The 20,168-nt window shown below is 64.7% G+C and carries 14 protein-coding genes and 2 pseudogenes; 9 read left to right on the forward strand and 7 right to left on the reverse strand.

Annotated features, from left to right (window positions below):
* Positions 1-146: 146 nt before the first annotated feature.
* Positions 147-1,247 carry a calcium/proton exchanger gene (cax, locus tag ABIF91_RS03685; RefSeq protein ID WP_028180378.1) on the reverse strand — a complete coding sequence of 367 codons (1,101 nt, stop codon included), beginning with the start codon at positions 1,245-1,247 and terminating at the stop codon, positions 147-149.
* Positions 1,248-1,728: 481 nt separating this feature from the next.
* On the opposite strand from cax, the gene ABIF91_RS03690 reads away from it, so the two are divergent.
* Complete coding sequence (locus ABIF91_RS03690; RefSeq protein WP_028180377.1) at positions 1,729-3,117, forward strand: MFS transporter; 1,389 nt, start codon at positions 1,729-1,731, stop codon at positions 3,115-3,117.
* A 37-nt stretch (positions 3,118-3,154) separates the two neighbouring features.
* Here the strand turns inward: ABIF91_RS03690 and ABIF91_RS03695 are convergent, their stop codons facing one another.
* Positions 3,155-5,338: a hypothetical protein gene (locus ABIF91_RS03695; protein ID WP_424578763.1), complete on the reverse strand. Its 2,184-nt coding sequence runs from the start codon at positions 5,336-5,338 to the stop codon at positions 3,155-3,157.
* 216 nt (positions 5,339-5,554) lie between these two features.
* The gene (locus ABIF91_RS03700) at positions 5,555-7,174 is read right to left on the reverse strand and encodes a B12-binding domain-containing radical SAM protein (RefSeq protein WP_028180375.1); all 1,620 of its coding nucleotides are present in this window, start codon (positions 7,172-7,174) and stop codon (positions 5,555-5,557) included.
* A gap of 341 nt (positions 7,175-7,515) precedes the next feature.
* Between ABIF91_RS03700 and ABIF91_RS03705 the strand changes: the two genes are divergently transcribed.
* From ABIF91_RS03705 to soxA, 7 genes and pseudogenes are all read left to right on the forward strand, one after another.
* On the forward strand, positions 7,516-7,965 hold the full coding sequence (locus ABIF91_RS03705) for a (2Fe-2S)-binding protein (RefSeq protein WP_028180374.1): 450 nt from the start codon (positions 7,516-7,518) through the stop codon (positions 7,963-7,965).
* 11 nt (positions 7,966-7,976) lie between these two features.
* The gene (locus tag ABIF91_RS03710) at positions 7,977-10,163 is read left to right on the forward strand and encodes a xanthine dehydrogenase family protein molybdopterin-binding subunit (RefSeq protein ID WP_284282776.1); all 2,187 of its coding nucleotides are present in this window, start codon (positions 7,977-7,979) and stop codon (positions 10,161-10,163) included.
* Positions 10,164-10,268: 105 nt separating this feature from the next.
* Positions 10,269-11,538, forward strand: a pseudogene (locus tag ABIF91_RS03715) (FCSD flavin-binding domain-containing protein).
* Positions 11,539-11,742: 204 nt separating this feature from the next.
* Positions 11,743-12,164, forward strand: a pseudogene (soxX, locus tag ABIF91_RS03720) (sulfur oxidation c-type cytochrome SoxX).
* Between the two features lie 4 nt (positions 12,165-12,168).
* On the forward strand, positions 12,169-12,636 hold the full coding sequence (locus ABIF91_RS03725) for a SoxY-related AACIE arm protein (protein WP_028177671.1): 468 nt from the start codon (positions 12,169-12,171) through the stop codon (positions 12,634-12,636).
* Entirely contained in the window at positions 12,636-12,953 is a 318-nt protein-coding gene (gene soxZ, locus ABIF91_RS03730) for a thiosulfate oxidation carrier complex protein SoxZ (RefSeq protein ID WP_028177672.1), read from the forward strand. The genes ABIF91_RS03725 and soxZ overlap by 1 nt, the downstream gene beginning before the upstream one ends.
* Positions 12,950-13,729: a sulfur oxidation c-type cytochrome SoxA gene (soxA, locus tag ABIF91_RS03735; protein WP_028177673.1), complete on the forward strand. Its 780-nt coding sequence runs from the start codon at positions 12,950-12,952 to the stop codon at positions 13,727-13,729. The genes soxZ and soxA overlap by 4 nt, the downstream gene beginning before the upstream one ends.
* Before the next feature lie 51 nt (positions 13,730-13,780).
* Here soxA and ABIF91_RS03740 read toward each other — a convergent pair whose 3' ends face one another.
* The 3 genes from ABIF91_RS03740 to ABIF91_RS03750 form a co-directional block, all read right to left on the reverse strand.
* The gene (locus tag ABIF91_RS03740) at positions 13,781-15,448 is read right to left on the reverse strand and encodes a regulator (protein WP_424578764.1); all 1,668 of its coding nucleotides are present in this window, start codon (positions 15,446-15,448) and stop codon (positions 13,781-13,783) included.
* Positions 15,449-15,458: 10 nt separating this feature from the next.
* The gene (locus ABIF91_RS03745) at positions 15,459-16,157 is read right to left on the reverse strand and encodes a cysteine hydrolase family protein (protein ID WP_028177675.1); all 699 of its coding nucleotides are present in this window, start codon (positions 16,155-16,157) and stop codon (positions 15,459-15,461) included.
* A 339-nt stretch (positions 16,158-16,496) separates the two neighbouring features.
* Positions 16,497-17,450 carry a hypothetical protein gene (locus tag ABIF91_RS03750; RefSeq protein ID WP_028177676.1) on the reverse strand — a complete coding sequence of 318 codons (954 nt, stop codon included), beginning with the start codon at positions 17,448-17,450 and terminating at the stop codon, positions 16,497-16,499.
* Between the two features lie 249 nt (positions 17,451-17,699).
* Between ABIF91_RS03750 and ABIF91_RS03755 the strand changes: the two genes are divergently transcribed.
* The gene (locus ABIF91_RS03755) at positions 17,700-18,908 is read left to right on the forward strand and encodes an IS256 family transposase (protein WP_424578765.1); all 1,209 of its coding nucleotides are present in this window, start codon (positions 17,700-17,702) and stop codon (positions 18,906-18,908) included.
* A gap of 78 nt (positions 18,909-18,986) precedes the next feature.
* On the opposite strand, the gene ABIF91_RS03760 is transcribed toward ABIF91_RS03755, so the two are convergent.
* Positions 18,987-20,116, reverse strand: a protein-coding gene (locus ABIF91_RS03760) for an IS3-like element ISRj2 family transposase (protein WP_129557670.1) whose coding sequence is annotated in 2 segments (ribosomal slippage) — positions 18,987-19,864 and positions 19,864-20,116 — 1,131 coding nt in all. Because the reading frame shifts where the segments join, the coding sequence is not laid out codon by codon here.
* Between the last annotated feature and the right edge of the window lie 52 nt (positions 20,117-20,168).

Here is a 20,168-nt window from a genome sequence, read left to right on the forward strand (position 1 = left end):
TCCGGGATTCGCCGCTTCCGACGCCAGGTTTCGGTCACGGAGCAATGTCATTTCAAAGTCCCGCCTGCGGTCCCGTCCGGGGATTGCCGCGGCCGCCATCCTGCGCCGGGTGAATCAGAAGCCTCAAGCCGATGGGCGTCAGCCCGTCATCCCTGGCCCGCCGGCGGAACGACATACAGCGTCAGTGCAAACACCGCATAGATGAAGATCATCAGGGCGCCGACAAACCAGGCCGAGCGGCCGCTGGCAGTGATGAAGGCCGACGTGACGGTTGCAATCATCATCATGGTGACGGCGCCCGGCCAGAACTGCAGGTTCATCGGCGCGGGTCCCACGACATAGCTGAGCAGCACCAGCGCGGGGGCAACGAACAGCGCGATCTGGGAGGCACTGCCGAGCGCGATGCTGACGGCCATGTCGAGCCGGTCCTTGCGCGCGGCGGCAAAGGCCACCGCAAATTCTGCGGCGGCGCCGACCAACGAGACGACGATGAAGCCGACAAACGCCGGGCTCATCCCGAAGGTCTCCGCCGCCTTCTGCACCGATTCCACGAAGATTTCGCTGACCAGCGCGACCAGCACCGTGACGACCAGCAGCGTGCCGACGGCGATTCCGATCGGCCAGTGCGCCTCCTGGTCGTCGCCATGATCAGAGCTTGCGAACAACTCCTTGTGCGTAACGAGCGAGAACAACAGGCCGAGCGCATAGGCGATGATGAGCAGGATCGAAATGCCGACACTGAGCCTGTTCAGGATGCCGCCGCCTTGCGGCAGATGCTCGAGATCGGCGACGGCCGAAGGCGCAAGCAGGGCGACGGTTGCCATCAACAACAGGCCGGACGAGAGCCGCGCGCCGGCACGGTTGTACTCCTGCACGTGGTAGCGCAGGCCCCCGAGCAACAGACACGCCCCTAGCATGAACACCGCGTTGGTGACGATCGCGCCCGCAATCGAAGCTTTCACCAGCATATACTGGCCTGCCCGCAGCGCCGTGATGGCGATGATCAGCTCCGTAAGGTTGCCGAGCGTGGCATTGAGCAGTCCGCCCACGGCATCGCCGGTCTTCGCGGCGACCGCTTCGGTGGCGTGGCTGAGCAGGGCCGCCAGCGGCACGATGGCAAGCACGGCCAGCACGAACAGCAGCGTGTGGAAATGCGGCGCGGCAGCTTCGACCAGCAGCACGATGGGCACGAAGGCCAGCATCCAGAGCAAAGGGGTATTCCGGATTTCCCTGAGCAGAGTCCGCATGTCGACCGCCCTCTCCATCGATGCGCTGGTGGAAAGGTCCGACGTGTTCGCGAAACGAGTCTTGATCTGGCTCAACGAGAGGAGGGAGAGACGCGCGGCTGTGCGGCCTGGCGGACACCGCGCGTGACGAGAACGCGCCATGGCGCAATTCCCCATCGCCGCCAGCATTGCATCCTGCCAGTGTTTTGCCCGACGGGTCAACGCGATCGCAGCTGCGGATGTCGTCGCAAACGCGTCCCGAAATCCCTTATGGATCAAGGGCACTTCTACTGTGCATGGGGTTGTTCTTCGAGTTTAGATTCGATTGTCGTGACCATGAAAGCAGGCAAACCGTCTCGCCCGCCTTGCCCCTTCACGATGCGGCCGGCTTCGGCGCATACACAGCATGCACGCATGAGCCTGTGGCAGACCGCCAAGCTGTAGTACACGGCGCATAGCCCACGCCGCCGCAGCAACGCTGGGAACGCATAACACCGAGCCGATGACAACCACGTTACCTGCCGCCGCGCGCGATCCCGACCATCCGACCGCCGACGGCCTTCCGCCCGCGCAGCGGCGCTGGGCCATCGCCGCGATCTTCACCGCGCTGGCGATGGCCTCGCTCGACACCGCGATCGCCAACATCGCCCTGCCCGCCATCGCCGCCGATCTGCACGTCACGCCGGAGCAGTCGGTCTGGGTCGTCAACGTCTACCAGATCGCGCTGGTCGCAACCCTGCTGCCGCTCGGAGCGCTCGGCGAGATCGTCGGGCACCAGCGCATCTATCTCGGCGGCCTCATCCTGTTCACCATCGCCTCGCTGTTCTGCGCGGTGGCGTGGTCGCTGGACAGCCTGCTCGTCGCGCGCACGCTGCAGGGCCTGGGCGCGAGCGGCATCATGAGCGTCAACACGGCGCTGGTGCGCTTCGTCTATCCCGGACGGATGCAGGGCCGCGGTTTCGGCCACAACGCGCTGGTGGTCGCGACCGCCTTCACCTTCGGTCCCTCGATCGCCTCCGCCATCCTGGCAATCGGCCCGTGGCCCTGGCTGTTTGCCGTCAACATCCCGTTCGGCCTCGTCGCCATCGGTATCGGCTTTGCGATGCTGCCGAAGACCCCGCGCGCCGATCACGGCTTCGACTTTCTCGGCGCGATCCTCGCCACCGCCTGCCTCGGCCTGTTCATCACCGGCATCGGCAGCGCCGCGCACAATTTGTCGCCGCTCGTCGTCGGCATCGAGCTGGTCACCGCCCTCGCGCTCGGCTTCATCCTGACCCGCCGCCATGCCGACCATCCCGCGCCGATGCTGCCGATCGACCTGTTCAGCCGGCCGATGTTCGCGCTGTCGGCGGCGACCGCGGTATGCTCCTTCGCCGTGCAGGGCCTCGCCTTCGTCTCGCTGCCGTTCTACTTCGAGGACGTGCTCGGCCGCTCTCAGGTCGAGACCGGCTTCTTCATGACGCCCTGGCCGCTGGTGGTCGGCATCATGGCGCCGATCGCGGGGCGCCTCTCCGACCGTTATGCCGTCGGCCTGCTCGGCGGCATCGGCCTCGTGCTGCTTGGCCTCGGCATGGCGCTGCTCGCCATGCTGCCGGCCAATCCTGCGATCCCCGACATCATCTGGCGCATGGTGATCTGCGGCATGGGGTTCGGCTTCTTCCAGGCGCCGAACATGAAGGCGGTGATGTCGAGCGCGCCGCCGCACCGCAGCGGCAGCGCCTCGGGCATCGTCGCCACTGCGCGCCTGACGGGGCAGACGACCGGCGCGGCGCTCGCCGCAGCCTGCTTCGCGCTCGCGGGTCATGACGGCGCGACATTGGCGCTGGCGCTCGGCGCAGGCTTCGCCGCGCTCGGCAGCGTGATGAGCTTTTTGCGACTGGCAGTGAAGTAGATCGGACACATTCGCGCGCTTCATCAGCAGCCGGCTGTCACGGAGCCTTGTCCGCGATCGGACGGCTCGCGACTGCCGCCGCATCGAGCGGCTCGCATTTGATCGTCTGCGTCAGCCTTGGCGGCCCTGTCCAACCCGCGGTCTCGCTCACGGGCACAAACGTGCTCCCTTGCGGCGCCAGAATGATCGGCTCCGACTTCAGGCAGAGATCGGGAAATGCGATGCCATGGCCGCCGGCTCGGGTGAACCGCCCGACCAGCATCTGGGAGGCCTGCATCCGCGTCGCCGGCGACGCCCGCATCGTACGCTCGGGATCGAACGCGCGGTAGCACGGCCAGTCGGTGTGGTTCGGTGCGAACTCGTACACGACCCGGCACGCCGCTCCGGCCGATTTCACGAAGGGCATATTCGAAGGCGCCGCGGCATCGCGTTCGAAAACCAATGTCTGCAGCGTCAACGCTTCCGTCGTCGCGTCGGTCGTGACGGGCTTGCCCGATTGAACCGCGACTTCTCCGCGCGAGAACACCAGCTTGGTTCTGGGGCGCGCGTCCCTGGTCTCCAGCACCAGCATCGGCCTCTCCGCCCAGGAGCGATCCAGGTCCACCTCGCCGTTGCCCATCATCAGCTGCACATTGGCGACGGAGGGCTTGTCCTTGGCGAAATCGATCATGCGAAGGTGCACGCTCGACTTTGCCGCCTCGAGGCTCAGGAAGCGCAGGTCGTCCGCCTTGCGCGTGATCGGCATCATCGGATCGAAGCGATCGTCGATGTTGAACCGGACGATCTTCTTCAGCCTGGCCGAGAGAGGCCCTTTTGCGGCGAGCGGCGGTGCAACGTCGATCACAAGCAGGGCGCCTTCGGGCGAAAAGCTATTGCCAAAGGCGCGCTGCCAGGCGGCGGTCAGCAGCGAGTCCGTCTGCTGCGCGATGTCCCGCGCGAAATAGATCTGCTGCCCGGGACGAACCAGCGGAAAGTTCTGAAATGCGCCGAGCGCCGCGCCCGTGCGGACCTCGGCTTCGGGGAACGTGACGCATTTGGACCGGTCGTCATGGTCGGTCTCCTCGACCTTCCGGGACGCAGAGCGCGAACAGAAGCTCAGATGGTGCTCTGTCGTCTTCTGTGGGCTGGCCGAGGTCGCATAGATGAGATCCGAACTTCCGGGTACTTCCATCGGAAGCGGAGAGGTCGCGAACATGTCGACTTCCACGCGGGTCAGCGATGGGCCCGCATCGACCGAGCAGAGATCCCGGGTCGGCAAGGTATTGGTGAGCAGCCGCGCCGCATCGGCGCTGACGACACAGGATATGCTGTTCTCCGAGTTGTTCCGGCTCATCCAGATCAGATGGTGCTTGCCTGCTCCATCGACCAGGAGATGCGGCGCCGCGTGCCGCCGGCGTGGCGGCAACCAGACCGGCATGGTTTCGGTCAGCATGGGCACGCGCTTGAGCAGCACCTCCGGCAACCGCATCACCCCGACCGAGCGCAGTTCGGCGCTGACGGCGTTGGGATCGGTCGTCCACTCGAGGACGGGAACAGTCGCGCAGGTGATGCAGGTCACGGCCAGATTGGATCGAAGGTTCTCGAACATGAGAATGACCTGATCGGGGTCATCTGCGTATTTGGCCGGTGCGATCGCCTTGAATGGATGATCGACCACGCGACTGACCTGAAACCCGTTCGATCGCGACGGATCCGAGTCGAATTCGAAATAGGTCGATCGGTCCCAGCCGCGATAGGCGTTGTAGCCTCCGAGACTCACGCCGGCCAGAACCATCTTGGAATCGGTCTGACAGCGCGCCGCGCTGCTCTCCTGACTGCTGTTTCGTATGTAGACGCACAGCCGAAAAGCCGCGTTTTGCAGAATCCGGTCGCAATCGTTCTGGTTATAGCCGTAGGTCGCAAGGCCGTGGCGATAGCACAGGTCGTGAAAGACGCAGGCCTGTCTGAAGCGCTGCAGGACGAGATGGCGCTTCTGGTTGGAATCCGTCCCGCCGTCGAACAATATGTTGGCCCAGGGCGGCAGGCTGCAGTTCAAGCCCTCGCCGCTTCCGCCGATGGTACTGACGACGTCCGGTCCCGATTGAAACGCGGTGACGGTGGCGGGCATCTCGCCGTCGGTGATGTCGTCGACGTTCTTGTAGATGGAATCGGCGATGAAGGAAGGCAGATACGCAAAGGCCAGAGCCGCCACGACAATCAATGCAATCGACCAGCGGATCACCTTCCTGAACATGGCTCAACCCCGCTAAAGCCAATCTGGCAATGACGCAGCCGCGCACCGAAATCATGGCAGGCCCGGTATCGTCCTGATGACGATCAGCTTGAGGTTGTTCGGCTGTCAAGCCGGGATCTCACACATGACAGCCACTTTGATTGCCGGAAGGCCTGGCCGGCGGCGCATCAAAGCGCCCCGCGGCCCCCATAGGCTCTCCGGATCTCAGGCCAGATGTCGAACCTCGGTCGCGTCCATGGCCACGACGGGATTGGGCATGTGCCCGTCCAGCGCGGCCAGGCGCTCATCGATGGCCGCGATCACCTTGCGCGAGAACGGTCCGAGATGCGCATAGGCCGCGATCATCTGCACGGCGATGCGTGCGGACGAGGTGTCACGCTTGGCGCAATTCATGAAGGTCTGCCAGAGCGGCCCCCGTGCCTCGGGAAGGGCGGTGACCACCTTGTGCACCGTCTCCATCGCCCCAAGCCTGGCGCGGATATCTCCTTCTGCCAGCTCGGGACGCTGCCTGGATCGGTCGAGCAGCGTCATCAAGCGGTCGACGCGTCCTGCATAGGCCGCCGGGCTGTAGGTGTGCTCCAGCACCCGCCTGTAGTCCATCAGGATGTCGCGCAACGGGCGGACCGGATCGAAGTTGATGCCGGCCGTGCACTGATCGGCGCCGATGGTCGGCGCCACATCGTGGCCCGGATGCAGCCGGCCTTCGCGCTCGAGTCGGCGCGTGAGCTGCGTGTTCGGCAAGGCATAGAGCAGGCCGACCATGGCGACGGGAATCGCCGCCTCTTCGATGAAGTCGATCATGGCCTCCGCCATCGAGACCTTCTCGTTGTCGAAGCCGACGATGAAGCCCGCGGTGACGAGCATGCCGGCGGCGTAGATCTTGTGGATGCTCTCGGCGATGTTGCGCCGCGTGTTCTGTTTCTTCCGCATCGCGACCAGCGTCGCCGGGTCCGGACTTTCGATGCCGACGAAGATGCCGAAGAAGTTGGCCGCCCCCATCAGTTCCAGCAGCTCCGGATCGTCGGCGAGGTTGACCGAGGCTTCCGTGGAGAATTCGAAGGGATAGCCGTGCGTGCGCTGCCATTCGGCGAGCCTTGGCAGGAATTGCCGCAGCGACTTCTTGTTGCCGATGAAATTGTCGTCGACGAAGTCGAGATGGCCGCGGTAGCCCATCCGGTAGAGCGTCTCGAGCTCGACGAACATCTGCTCGACCGTCTTGGTCCGCGGCACGCGCCCGTAGAGCTCGATGATGTCGCAGAACTCGCAGGTGAAGGGACAGCCGCGCGAATACTGCACACCGAGATAGAGATAGTCCTCGAACCTGAGCAGGTCGAAACGCGGCACCGGCGTCTTGGTGACGTCGGCCTGGAATTTCGGCGCGGTGAAGACGCCGGACCGCGCGCCGCTTTCCCAGGCCGCGATGAATTCGTCGATGACGCTCTCGGCTTCGCCGAGCACCCGGAAGTCGGCCCGCTCATAGAGGTGGGGGCTCGAGGTGGGATCGGGACCGCCGACCACCACCGGCTTGCCAGCCGCGCGGCAGAGCTCGATCAGGCGCAGCGTGTCGGCCTGCTGCGGCATCATTCCGCCGGTGAACACGACGTCGGCCCAGGCGAGATCGTCGTCGCCGAGCGGCGCAGTGTTGCAATCGATCAGCCGGACCGTCCAGCTCTCGGGCAACATCGCGGCAACGGTGATCAGGCCCAAGGGGGCGGCAGGGCGCTTGACGCCCATCACTTTGCAGGATTCGCCAAAGCTCCAGAAGGACTCTGCCGAGAACAGCGGGTAGAGCATCAGCACGTTGCAGGGACTCGGCACGTTCATGGAACTCCTTTTGCTTCGCCCCAGTGTACCAGAGCGCAGGCGTCTTGCATCCCGGCAAAAGGGACAAACTGTCGCCGCTGCGCGGGGCGCGACCCGGGCCTGGAACCGGCCTTGACGGCCGGTCGTCGCCTGAAGCCGCGGATTGGCGCCCATGGAGGAGACGTCAACCCGAATCGATTGACGAAGGGATGAGGCAAAACAGCGCCGCGGTCCATACTCTCGCGCGGCCGGGCAATGCCTCCCGGCTAGCCCTCGGAGTGTTGATTTGAACAGTTCCAGTTTGCCGGACAGATTGCGCGCCTGAGTTCAATCGGTGGATTGGGCCAATCAGGGGACTTGCGATGGCAAACCTAACAATCAACGGAAAACCCTTCACCCTCGACGTCGACCCGGATACGCCGCTGCTCTGGGCGATCCGCGAGAATGCCGGCCTGACCGGCACCAAATACGGCTGCGGCATCGCACTATGCGGTGCCTGCACGGTTCACATCGACGGCGTGGCGATGCGCTCCTGCGGGATCTCGGTCAGCGAGGCCGAGGGCAAGAAGATCACCACGATCGAGGGGCTCGCTTCGGACGACACGCTGCACAAGGTGCAGGACGCCTGGATCGCCCAGGACGTGCCGCAATGCGGCTATTGCCAGAGCGGCATGATCATGGCGGTGGCGGCGCTGCTGAACGAGAAGCCGAAGCCGACCGACGCCGACATCGACGAGGCCATCACCAACATCTGCCGCTGCGGCACCTTCCAGCAGGTGCGCGAAGCGATCCACACGATCGCCAGCGCGTAAGGAGCCGCCCCATGAACAAGCATGTTTCTCCCAAGATGAACCGCCGTGCCTTCGTCATCGGCAGCGCTGCTGTCGGCGCGGGCCTTGCAATCGGCCTCGACATCCCCTTCGGCGGCCCCGCCGTGGTCCGCGCCGCCGACGGCTCGCCCGAGATCGGCGCCTGGGTCGTGGTCAGGCCCGACGACACCGTGGTGATCCGCATCGCCCGCTCCGAGATGGGCCAGGGCTCGCTCACCGGTCTCGCCCAGCTCGTCGCCGAGGAGCTCGAATGCGACTGGACCAAGGTCACGACCGAATATCCGACCCCGGGCCAGAGCGTCGCGCGCAAGCGCGTCTGGGGCGATTTCTCGACCGGCGGCAGCCGCGGCATCCGCTCTTCGCAGGACTATGTCCGCAAGGGCGGCGCCACCGCGCGCGTGATGCTGATCCAGGCGGCCGCCGATGCGTGGAAAGTGCCGGCCTCCGAATGTACGGCCGCGAACAGCGTCATCACCCATACACGCTCGGGCCGGACCACGACCTACGGCAAGGTCGCCGAGGCTGCGGCGAAGCTGACGCCGCCAGCGGACGTCAAGCTGAAGAATCCGAAGGACTGGAAGCTGATCGGCAAGGGCGTGAAGCGGCTCGACACCGTCGACAAGACCACCGGCGCCATGATCTACGGCATCGACGTCAAGCTGCCGGGCATGCTGAACGCCGCGATCAAGGACTGCCCCGTGTTCGGCGGCAAGCTGAAGAGCTTCGACGAAGCCAAGATCGCCGGCATGAAAGGCGTCAAGAAGGTGGTCAAGGTCGGCGATACCGCGGTCGCCGTCGTCGCCGACACCTGGTGGCACGCCAAGACCGCGCTGGAGGCGCTGCCGATCGTCTGGGACGAGGGCGACAACGCCAAGGTCTCCAGTGCGTCGATTGCGAAGTGGCTGGCCGAGGGGCTCGACGACGCGCAGCCGGCCTATGTCGGCAACAAGAACGGTGATGCGAAGGCGGCGATTGCCGGGGCCGCGAAAAAGGTCGAGGCCGTCTACAGCTATCCCTACCAGAACCACGCCACCATGGAGCCGATGAACGCCACCGCGATCTACACGGCGGACAAATGCGAGGTCTGGTGCGGCACGCAGAATGGCGAGGCGGCCTTCGCTGCCGTGCTGGAGGCTTCCGGCCTGCCGGCCGAGAAGTGCGACGTGCACAAGGTGATGCCAGGCGGCGGCTTCGGCCGGCGCGGTCAGACCGACTATGTGCGCCAGGCGGTCATGATCGCCAGGCAGATGCCCGGCACGCCGGTCAAGCTGTTGTGGTCGCGCGAAGAGGACATGGCGCAGGGCAGGTATCACCCGATCACCCAGTGCAAGATGACCGGCGCGTTCGACGCCAACAACAATCTGATCGCGCTGCACTACCGCCTGTCCGGCCAGTCGATCCTGTTCTCGCTTCGCCCCGAAGCGCTGCAGAACGGCATGGATCCCGTCGCGTTCCAGGGCGTCGCCCAGTCCGGAGACGCCGCGTTCGGCTATTCGGTACCGAACCTGCTGATCGAGCATGCGATGCGCAACCCGCACGTTCCGCCGGGCTTCTGGCGCGGCGTCAACGTCAATCACAATGCGATCTACATGGAGTGCTTCATGGACGAGCTGGCCCAGGCCGCAGGCCAGGACCCGCTCGAATTCCGCCGCAAGCTGATGGGCCATCACCCCAAGCACCTCGCGGTGCTCAATGCCGTGGCCGAGAAGATCGGCTGGGACACGCCGGCGCCGCAGGGCGTCTATCGCGGCATCGCGCAGGTCATGGGCTACGGCAGCTATGTCGCCGGCGCCGCCGAAATCTCGGTGACCGACGGCAGCAAGATCAAGGTGCATCGCATCGTCGCCTCCACCGATCCCGGCTACATCGTCAATCCGGCGCAGGTGGAGCGGCAGATCGCGGGCTCTTTCGTCTATGGCCTCTCCGCGCTGTTCTATGGCGGCTGCACCGTCAAGGACGGCAAGATCGAGCAGACCAACTTCGACACCTACAACTCGATGCGCATCAACGAGATGCCGAAGGTGGAATCGGTGATGGTGCCGAGCGGCGGGTTCTGGGGCGGTGTCGGCGAGCCGACCATCGGCGTCGCGGCGCCGGCCGTGCTCAATGCGTACTTCGCCGCGACGGGCAAGCGCATCCGCTCGGTGCCGCTGCGGGACCAGAACATCACCTTCGCGTAGAGCATGATCCGGAAAAGTGCGAAGCGGTTTTCCGGAAAAGACCATGCTCAAACAACGACTCGCGGCGGCCACGCCGGCCGCCGCAGCATTTTTCGGACAGGCCTCATGAATGCGCCGGTGACACGGCGGAATGCCGTCCTCGGCATCGCCGTCGCGGCCACATCGCTCGCCGCACCTTCGATCCTGCGCGCGCAATCGGCGGGCCGCGTCGTCGTGGTCGGCGGCGGCTTTGGCGGCGCGGCTTGCGCCCGCGCGCTCAAGCGCGCCGACGCCAGATTGCTGGTCACCCTGATCGAGCCGAACAAGACCTACATCTCCTGCCCCTTCAGCAACGAGGTGATCGCGGGCCTGCGCGAGATCGACGCGCAGCAGTTCGGCTATGACAGGCTCGGCGCCGCCGGCATCACCGTCGTCGCCCAGGCTGCGACGGCCATCGACGCGCAAAAGCGTCGCGTGACCACGGGCGATGGCACCGAATTTGGCTATGACCGGCTCGTGCTCTCGCCCGGCATCGACTTCCATCTCGATGCCCTGCCCGGCTACGACGAGGCCGCGTCGGAGACGATGCCGCACGCCTGGAACGCCGGCGCGCAAACGCTTTTGCTGCGCAGGCAACTCGAAGCGATGCCGGACGGCGGCACCGTCGCCATTGCCATCCCGGCCAATCCCTCTCGTTGCCCGCCCGCGCCTTACGAGCGCGCAGGGCTGATCGCGCATTACCTGAAGACGAAGAAGCCGCGCTCGAAGGTTCTGATCCTCGATGCCAAGGACACTTTCTCCCTGCAGCGACTGTTCGAACAGGCCTGGAAAGGAGCTCTACGGCGACATGATCGAACGCGTCGCACTGTCGCAAGGCGGCCGCGTCACCTCAATCGATGCCGCGACCAGGACCATCGTCACCGAATTCGGCAACTACACCCCTGACGTCGCCAACGTCATCCCACCGCGCGCGGGCCGCATTGCGGGGGTCGCGGGCGTTGCGGATGCGACCGGCTGGTGCCCGATCGATCCTGTCACGTTCGAGTCGAAGCTCGTCAAGAATGTCCACGTCATTGGCGACGCCTGCCTTGGCGGCGGCATCCCAAAATCGGCCTCCGCTGCAAGCGCACAGGGCAAGGCCGGCGCTAGCGCGATCGTTAGCCTGCTCGCGGGCAGCACACCGGAGGCGCCCCGACTCACAGGGGTCTGCTACAGCACCGTCGCGCCCGGCTACGGCTTCTCGCTCGCCGGCAACTACCAGCCCAGGGGCGACATCTTCGCCGAGGTCGAGGGCGGCGCGACCAGCCCGGTCGATGCGCCGCGCGAATTGCGCGCGCGCGAGGCAGCCGAGGCCGAGCGATGGTTTCAGACCATCACGGCGGAGACGTTTGGCTAGGACATGATGAGACGAGCATGTCGCCATGAACGCGGTGCGCCCCCTCCCCCGCCAGCGGGGGAGGGTTGGGGAGAGGGTGTCTTCGCCCGCGAGAACTCCCAAGAGGAAAGAGCCCTCACCCGCCGCTGCGCGGCGACCTCTCCCGCAAGCGGGAGAGGTAAGTGGAATGCGCGGCTCGATCCCTCGTCTCATATTCAGTCGCTTATCGCTGCGGTGGTCACGCTAAGCCTTGCACTCTCTGCCAGCGTGAGAGCCGAAGAACTCTTGCCCTACACAATCGTCAACGACGGCATTCCCGCCTCGCTCACTGGCTCCCCCGGCGATGCCGCGCGCTGGTGCTGGCGCGCACCACGACCTGCATTCTCTGCCATTCCGGCCCATTTCCGGAAACCCGGTTCCAGGGTGATCTCGCGCCTGATCTCACCGGCGCCGGAACCCGGTGGTCGGTGAGCCAGTTGCGGCTTCGACTGGTCGATGCCTCGCGCTTCAACCCGCAGACCATCATGCCGTCCTATTATCGCGCCGGCGGCCTCGTCCGCGTCGGACGCAACTTCGCCGGCAAGCCGATCTTGTCGGCTGCGGAGATCGAGGACATCGTGGCTTTTCTTGCAACGCTTCGGGACTAGGGTCATGCCAACCACGCGACGACAATTCCTGGGCCTCGCCGGCGGCGTGACGGTCGCCGGCACGATCCCGATCGTCACCCTGCGGCCGATCGAAGCAACGCCGGCGATGCTCAACACCGCGATCCGCAACGTCGTCGGCGAAGCACAGATTCGCAGCGGCAGGGTGAAGCTCGACATTCCGCCGCTGGTCGAGAACGGCAACACGGTGCCGATGACGGTGAGCGTTGCAAGCCCGATGACGGCCGATGACCACGTCAAGAGCATCCACGTCTTCAACGAAAAGAACCCGCAGCCGAACATCGGCAATTTCTATCTCGGTCCTTCCTCCGGCCGAGCCCAGGTCTCGACCCGGATCCGGCTCGCCGATACCCAGAAGGTCGTCGCGATCGCGCATCTCTCCGACGACACGTTCTGGCAAATTGCTGCCGACGTCGTCGTGACGTTGGCCGCCTGCACCGAGGAGACGAACTGATGGCCGCCCTCATCAACGTTCCGGCAAAGGCCAGACGCGGCGACATCATCGAGATCCGCACGCTGACCTCGCACATCATGGAGACCGGCTTCCGCCACACCGCCGACGGCAAGCTGGTGCCGCGCGACATCATCACGAGCTTTGCATGTCGCTACAACGGCACGGAGATTTTTCGCGCCGATCTGTTTCCCGCGATCGCGGCGAACCCGTACTTGTCGTTCTTCACGGTCGCGAAGGACAGTGGCAGGTTCGAGTTCGAATGGATCGGCGACAACGGCTATTCGACAACCGCGTCGGCATCGATCACGGTCGAATGATCTCCTGGCGCGCGATAGCGGCGGCAACCTTGTTCGCGGCAGCCCCGGCCCTGCTCGCCGGTGAAATCCCGCCCGATGCACGCCGCTCCGGCTACACCTTCATGGGCCCGGACACGCGCGCCATGCAGGACGACGACACCGCCAATCCCGGCATGCTGTTCGTGCTCGACGGCGAGGCGCTCTGGGCGAAGAAGACCGGCAGCGCCAACAAGGCCTGCGCCGATTGTCATGGCGATGCGCGCAGCAGCATGAAGGGCGTCGCGGCGCGCTACCCCGCCTTCGACAAGGCAATCGGCCGTCCCGTCACGCTCGATCAGCGGATCAATCTCTGCCGCGCCGATCATCAGCAGGCGGAGCCGCTGCCCTACGAGGATCGCGAGCTGCTCGCATTGTCCGCTTTCGTCGCCCACCAGTCGCGCGGCACCGCGATCACGGCCGGTGACGATCCAAAGCTCAAGCCGTTTGTCGCGCAGGGCCGCGCGCTCTTCATGCAGCGCGAGGGCCAGCTCAACCTCGCTTGCACCAACTGCCATGACGACAATTTCGACAAGCGTCTTGCGGGCGCGCCGATCACGCAGGGACAGCCGACCGGCTATCCGCTCTACCGGCTGGAGTGGCAGACGCTGGGATCGCTCGAGCGGCGGCTGCGCAGCTGCATGACCGGCGTCCGCGCCCAGGCCTATGACTACGGCTCACCCGAGCTGGTCGCGCTCGAGCTCTATCTGATGTCGCGGGCGCGTGGGCTGCCGATGGAGACGCCGGCGGTGCGCCCCTGAAAGGAACCGGCCGGGACACCGCCCGGCCGTTCCGCGAGACTTGAGGCACGCCTACTCCGCCGGCGCGGCCGACATCTCCGGATGCGCGGCGTAGGGCTCGCTGGCGCCGAGCTTGGCGGCGGCGAACAGGCCAGCGGCCATCACGGCGTAGGCTAGGGCCACCGCGGGCGTCACGCCAAAGCCGCCGCCGATGCCGACGGCCTCGCCGTGCATGAAGCCGAAATAAGTCAGCACCGCCCCGACCAGCGCAAAGGCGGACGCCTTCTCGAAATCCCGCTCAATGATGAAGACGCCGATCGCGCCGAGGATGAGGCCGCCAAGGATGGAGCCGCCACCCATCACCTCCAGGCCGTGATAGAACACGCCCTGCTGCGGCAGCGCGGCAATCGCGGCGGCCTTGACCGCATCGGCCTTGTCGGCCGCCAAGCCGCCGACGGTTGCCGCCGCGTTCATGGTGGAGCCAAGCATGGTGTCGATCTGGAGCTTGGCCCAGGCAGCCAGATGCGGCGTCAGCGCCAGCACGATGGCGGGCGCGTGCTTGACCGGCGTGGTCTGGAACGCCTGCGCGCCGATCAGCATGCCGATATAGAGCAGGATCGGCGAGATCGCGACGACAGGCACCAGCGCCAGCAGCACCGAGATGATGCCGAACCACGACAGCACGACCACCATGATGCCGGTCGCCGCCGAGTAGCCGATCCGGCCGCCCATCGCCTTCCAGCCGGGGTGGCCGATATAGACGGCGTTGATGAAGGGATTGCCCATCAGGCAGCCGATCAGGCTGACGACGCCGTCAGCGGTCAGCACGCGCGTGGTCGGATAGTCGTCGCCGGCCGCTTCCGCGCTCTCGACATTGTCCATGGCCTCGACGAGGTCGTAGATGCCGAACGGAATGGCGGTAACGAGAATGATGCCGAGGAATTCGAAGCCGGAGAAGACATAGCCTATTGCCGGGATCGGCACCGAGAAGCCGAAGTTGGCGAAGGCAGCACCAACGCCTTTGAGGCTCAAGCCGCCAAGGCCGAGCCCGAACAGGTTCGAGCCCCAGGCGATGATCATGCCGACGGCGATGGCGACGAGACCGGCGGGAATGCCGCGCCAATACTTCACACCGCCGAACCAGCTCACCAGGATGATGGCGAAGCAGACCAGACCAATCTGCGGCGTCATGTACATTTCGAGCGCCGGCCGCATCGAGATGAAGGTGACGGAGACACCGGCAAGCGTGCCGAGCAGCGCTGCGCGCGGCGTGATCCTGCGGATGAACGGCGCGATGAAGCCGCCGATCATGAGAATGAAGCTCTGGAAGAACACCCAGACCAGGCCCGCCGACCAGCCCTTGAGCGGGTCGCCGGTCTTCAGGGTGATAGGCAGCATGATCACGAAGGTGACGATGAACATGTGCGGCACGCTGACGCCGGAGGGCAGCGCGCAGACGTCGTTGCGGCCGGTCTTCTGCGCCAGCCGATACGCGAGATACGCATAGTAGAAGGTGGACAGACACATCATCAGCCCGAGGGCGGGCAGGATGCGGCCGAACACGAGGCTATCAGGCATCTTCAGCACGAAGCGCAACAGGCCCGTGAGCACCAGCATGTTGACGAGGATGTTGGTGCCGAAGCCGAAAAACGCGTTCCAGTCGCCCGATGTCCATAGTGCTGGCTTGAACCCGGACTTGTCGATTTCAGATTTGCCCGCCGTCCCCGTCAATGTGCTCATGGTCATACCCCTATGTGGTCGAAACCTTCATCGCCTCCAGGACTGCGGCTGAGCTCGCGACCCAGCCGAAGATGCCGCCCTGGGCCTTGATCATCTTCAGGCCCATCTCGTGAAATTCGGGGAAGTAGGATGCGCAGCCGTCGGAGATGACGACGCAGCGATAGCCGCGGTCATTGGCCTCGCGCACGGTGGTGTTGACGCACACTTCTGTCGTGACGCCGCACACCAGGAGATTCTCGACGCCGTGTTTCTCCAGGACATCGCCGAGCTCGGTAGCGTAGAAGGCGCCCTTGCCCGGCTTGTCGATCACGATTTCGCTGTCGAGCGGATAGAGCTCGGCAATGATGTCGTGGCCGGCCTCGCCGCGAATGAGGATGCGCCCCATCGGACCGGGATCGCCGATGCGAAGGCTCGGCGCGCCGCGCTCGACCTTCGCCGGCGGTGCGTCGGAGAGATCGGGCAGATGTCCCTCGCGCGTGTGGATGACCAGCATGCCGGTGTCGCGCGCCGCCGTCAGCACCGCGCCGATCGGCTTCACCGCGCGCGCAAGCTGGCTGACATCGTTGCCGAGCGTTTCACCGAAGCCACCGGGCTCCATGAAGTCCCGCTGCATGTCGATGATGAGAAGCGCGGTGGCGGGCCAGTCGAGCGTGATCGGCTCGGGCTCGGCGCTGATGACGCCCTTTGCCGGCTTGGCTGAGTTCAACATGACGCAGACCCCCGCGAGAACTCTCTTGGCCAGGAGTTCTGCAAGCGCCGTGCCATTGTGTACAATAGCGATTGGAAGGAGAGCTTCGATAAATTCGCTGCTCTGTCAAAATGTTACGAGATGAGTGCGCGTGTGCTCATTCGCTGTGCGGCGGTTTTACGGCGCGCATTTGCTCAATGCTTAAGCGGTGGCGAGACTTTCACCAGCCGTCATTTCGGGGCGCGACGCAGTCGCGAGCCCGGAATCCATCGGGCCGCGGTACCCGAGGTGAAATGGATTCCGGGCTCGACGCTACGCGTCGCCCCGGAATGACGACGCACGTGTGTGGCGACGCCTTGCCTACCGCCCAGCCCCATACAGCCGCCGATACTCTTCCTCATACGGCGCATAGGAATCCTTCAGCGTCGCCATGTTCAGCAGCATCGTCGCCACCATCGCGCCCGCACTGTCGAACACGCGCGTCTTCACCCAGGCGCTTTCGGTGCGGCGGCTACCGGAGAGCGCGACCACCTCGCGCTCGACTTCGTACTCTTCGTCAACGAAGAGCGGCCCCTTCACGAGGCGGATCTCCTGGTCGGCGAACAGGCCGACAGCCGGGCCCTTGGCCGGCAGCGGATCGTCCTTGGAGCGGTACTGGAACAGCACGCTCAGCATCTCCATCGGGATGATGGGCCTGCCCCAGGGATTATCCGCGCTCGCGTAGTAGGGCGAGTTCTCGGTGATGACGGCGAGCTTCTGCCGGAGCGAGAACGGGTAGAGGTCGCCCATGGTCTGATCGAAGGCCATGCGCACCGGCTGCCGCTTGCCGGTCTGCGCCACCTTCACATCGCGCAGGATCACGGGATCCGTGAGCGGCTTGAGCTCGCCGAGGCGGGTCTCGAGCGCGGTCGCAACCGGCGCATCGCCGGCCGAGGCCGTACCGCGCAGCACCTCGATGCCGTCGCGCTTGACCATCTGAATCTGGCACTGGCTCGTGCCGGGCAATGGCTTCGACAGGATCGCCTGCACCTCCTCACCTTCGTAGCAGACGCTGCGATAATGCGCGGAAAGGCAGCCCGTCTCGAACCAGGCACGACCCCATAGCCGTTCGCCGAGCGGTGCGAACTGGCTGAAATGGGTCGGCCCTTCGATGGTGCCGCCCTTGAAGCCGAGCTTCTGGGCGGTTGCGTCGTCGTGGATGGAGGCGTGCGCGTCGTAGGTTTGCGCTTGCAGCATCTGGCGCGGCTGGCGCCACGGCCCAATCAGCGCTTCGGCCGTTTCCGTGATATCGGTGTCGAATGCGTTTGCAGTCATGGTGCTCTCCACAGGCAGCCATGACTAGCAGGAGCGCCACGGATGCGGCCAGCGATATTGACATCGCCGGCGCATACTCTTGACTGTCACAATCCGCCTCGCGCCGCCGCACTTCCTCCCGCAGCGCAACTCCACGCCGAACGAAAGACAAGGACTCCCGAAATGACGCTGATGCAGGTCGAGCGTTGAGGGTGTCAGTAACTCGGTGTAAGATGGTTTCTGTGAGTTTACCTTTGACAGGAGACTCACATGGCTACGGATTTTTCACCTGAGATTTTGGACCAGCTTCTTGCCGGGGGCAGCCTCAAGCCAGAAGACTTAGCCGGCGAAGACGGGCTTTTCAGACGACTGAAGAAGGCGCTTCTGGAGCGCGCACTGGGTGCGGAGCTGACCCACCACCTTGGCTATGAGAAGGGCGACCCGGCGGGCCGCGGGTCGGGCAACAGCCGCAACGGCACAAGCAGCAAAGCGCTGTTGACGGACGACGGCGAGATCGAGATCGAGGTGCCGCGCGACCGCGCCGGCACGTTCGAACCGGTGATCGTCGCGAAGGGCCAGACCCGCTTCGACGGCTTCGACGAGAAGATCATCAGTCTCTACGGGCGGGGCATGACGGTACGGGAGATCCAGGGCCATCTGGCCGAGCTCTACGGCACCGAGGTGTCCCCCGATCTGATCAGCAAGGTCACCGACGCGATTCTCGACGAGGTCCGCGAATGGCAGAGCCGGCCGCTGGAAGCGATCTATCCGGTGGTCTTCTTCGACGCGCTCAGGGTCAAGATTCGCGATGAGGGGATGGTCAAGAACAAGGCAGTCTACGTCGTGCTGGGCATCACTGCATCGGGCGAGAAAGACGTGCTCGGGCTTTGGATCGAGCAAACCGAAGGCGCCAAATTCTGGCTCAAGGTCATGAACGATCTGAGGAACCGCGGCGTCGCCGACATCCTGATCGCCGTCGTCGACGGTCTGAAGGGCTTTCCCGAGGCGATCAACAGCGTCTTTCCCAAGGCGATGGTCCAGACCTGCATCGTGCATTTGATCCGCAACAGCCTATCCTTCGTGTCCTGGAAGGATCGCAAGGCGATCCTTCCCTCGATCAAGGCGATCTATCATGCCGAGAATGCCGACGCCGCTCTGCTCAGGCTCGAGGACTTCGAAGCCGAGTGGGGCAAGCGCTATCCCGCGATCGGGGCGGCCTGGCGCCGGGCGTGGGAGCACGTCATTCCGTTCTTCGCCTTCGCGCCGGAGATACGCAAAATGATCTATACCACCAACGCGGTCGAGGCGCTGAACCGTTCGCTGCGCAAGATCATCAAAACACGCGGCAGCTTCCCCAACGACGAGGCGGCGATGAAGCTGCTTTACCTCGCCATCAGAAATGCCGGCATCCAGAGCTGGCCCCGGTTGTTTGGACAGCGCCCCGCTGGATTTAAGTGGATTCCTGCCGGGTTATGCTGAACGCGGGGCTTTACGGTTTTGTCGTTGCGTCGGGAGGGCGTAGCCCGACCAGAGCGACGACAAAACCGTCGGCGACGGTCATGCGGCCATCACCATAGCTTGCGTGCCGAAGTAAGCCTCGTCGGGCGTGCGCCCGTCAAGGCTCGAGTGAGGGCGTCCCTGATTGTAGAAGGCCAGATACTTGGCAATTGACGCTCGCGCCTCGGACACGCTGTCGTAGGCGCGGAGATATACTTCTTCGTATTTGACCGTGCGCCAGAGCCGCTCGACAAACACGTTGTCGCGCCAGGCGCCCTTGCCGTCCATGCTGATGGCGATCTTCGCGTCCAGCAGCACATCGGTGAACTCGAGGCTGGTGAACTGGCTGCCCTGATCCGTGTTGAAAATCTCGGGCCTGCCGTGCTTCGCCAACGCCTCCTGGACCGCTTCGACGCAGAAGGCCGCCTCCATTGTGATCGAGACGCGATGGGCCAGGACCCGTCGGCTGAACACATCGACGACCGCCGCGAGATAGACGAAGCCACGCCGCATCGGAATGTAGGTGATGTCCATTGCCCACGCATGGTCGGGCCGCTCGATCTTCAATCCGCGCAACAGGTACGGGTAGATCTTGTGACCCGGAGCCGGCTTGCTCGTGTTCGGGCGACGATAGACCGCCTCGATCCCCATGCGCTTCATCAGCGTCGCGATGTGGCGGCGACCGGCGTATACGCCCTCCCGCCGCAGCAACGATCGCAGCATACGCGCTCCCGCGAAGGGATAATCGAGATGCAGCTCATCGAGCCGACGCATCAAGGCAAGGTCCTCGGCCGAAACTGGCCGAGGTTCATAGTAGACCGTGCTGCGAGCCAGCTTCAGGACCTTCGCCTGGCGCACGATAGAAAGATCATGATCGCGGTCGATCATCGCTTTGCGCTCAGCAGGCCCGCCTTGGTGAGCGCGCCGGACAAAAAATCGTTTTCCAACGCCAGCTCGCCGATCTTGGCATGTAACGCCTTCAAATCGACCGGCGTCTCGGCCGATGTCTTGTCATGCCCAAACACGCCGGCGGCGCCTTCCAGGAGCTGGTTTTTCCAGATCGTGATCTGGTTCGGATGAACATCAAACAGTTGCGCCAGCTCCGCCAGTGTCTTGTCGCCTTTGACCGCAGCCAAAGCAACCTTCGCCTTGAATGCCGGAGAATGCGTCCGGCGGCTCTTCTTCGTCATCTTCGCTCCTGATTCGCAGCAAGAATCCTCGCCGCTGTCAGGCAGAAAATCC

The organism is Bradyrhizobium sp. USDA 241, assembly GCF_049739505.1.
GTDB classification, from domain to species: Bacteria; Pseudomonadota; Alphaproteobacteria; order Rhizobiales; family Xanthobacteraceae; genus Bradyrhizobium; species Bradyrhizobium liaoningense.

What these genes read in the sequence shown, in the direction of transcription:
- soxA (WP_028177673.1), top strand. Translation starts at nt 12,950, where the DNA reads ATGATCTCCTGGCGCGCGATAGCGGCGGCAACCTTGTTCGCGGCAGCC.
- ABIF91_RS03710 (WP_284282776.1), top strand. Translation starts at nt 7,977, where the DNA reads ATGAACAAGCATGTTTCTCCCAAGATGAACCGCCGTGCCTTCGTCATC.
- ABIF91_RS03725 (WP_028177671.1), top strand. Translation starts at nt 12,169, where the DNA reads ATGCCAACCACGCGACGACAATTCCTGGGCCTCGCCGGCGGCGTGACG.
- soxZ (WP_028177672.1), top strand. Translation starts at nt 12,636, where the DNA reads ATGGCCGCCCTCATCAACGTTCCGGCAAAGGCCAGACGCGGCGACATC.
- ABIF91_RS03705 (WP_028180374.1), top strand. Translation starts at nt 7,516, where the DNA reads ATGGCAAACCTAACAATCAACGGAAAACCCTTCACCCTCGACGTCGAC.
- ABIF91_RS03750 (WP_028177676.1), bottom strand. Translation starts at nt 17,450, where the DNA reads ATGACTGCAAACGCATTCGACACCGATATCACGGAAACGGCCGAAGCG.
- ABIF91_RS03700 (WP_028180375.1), bottom strand. Translation starts at nt 7,174, where the DNA reads ATGAACGTGCCGAGTCCCTGCAACGTGCTGATGCTCTACCCGCTGTTC.
- ABIF91_RS03690 (WP_028180377.1), top strand. Translation starts at nt 1,729, where the DNA reads ATGACAACCACGTTACCTGCCGCCGCGCGCGATCCCGACCATCCGACC.
- cax (WP_028180378.1), bottom strand. Translation starts at nt 1,247, where the DNA reads ATGCGGACTCTGCTCAGGGAAATCCGGAATACCCCTTTGCTCTGGATG.
- ABIF91_RS03755 (WP_424578765.1), top strand. Translation starts at nt 17,700, where the DNA reads ATGGCTACGGATTTTTCACCTGAGATTTTGGACCAGCTTCTTGCCGGG.
- ABIF91_RS03745 (WP_028177675.1), bottom strand. Translation starts at nt 16,157, where the DNA reads ATGTTGAACTCAGCCAAGCCGGCAAAGGGCGTCATCAGCGCCGAGCCC.
- ABIF91_RS03740 (WP_424578764.1), bottom strand. Translation starts at nt 15,448, where the DNA reads ATGAGCACATTGACGGGGACGGCGGGCAAATCTGAAATCGACAAGTCC.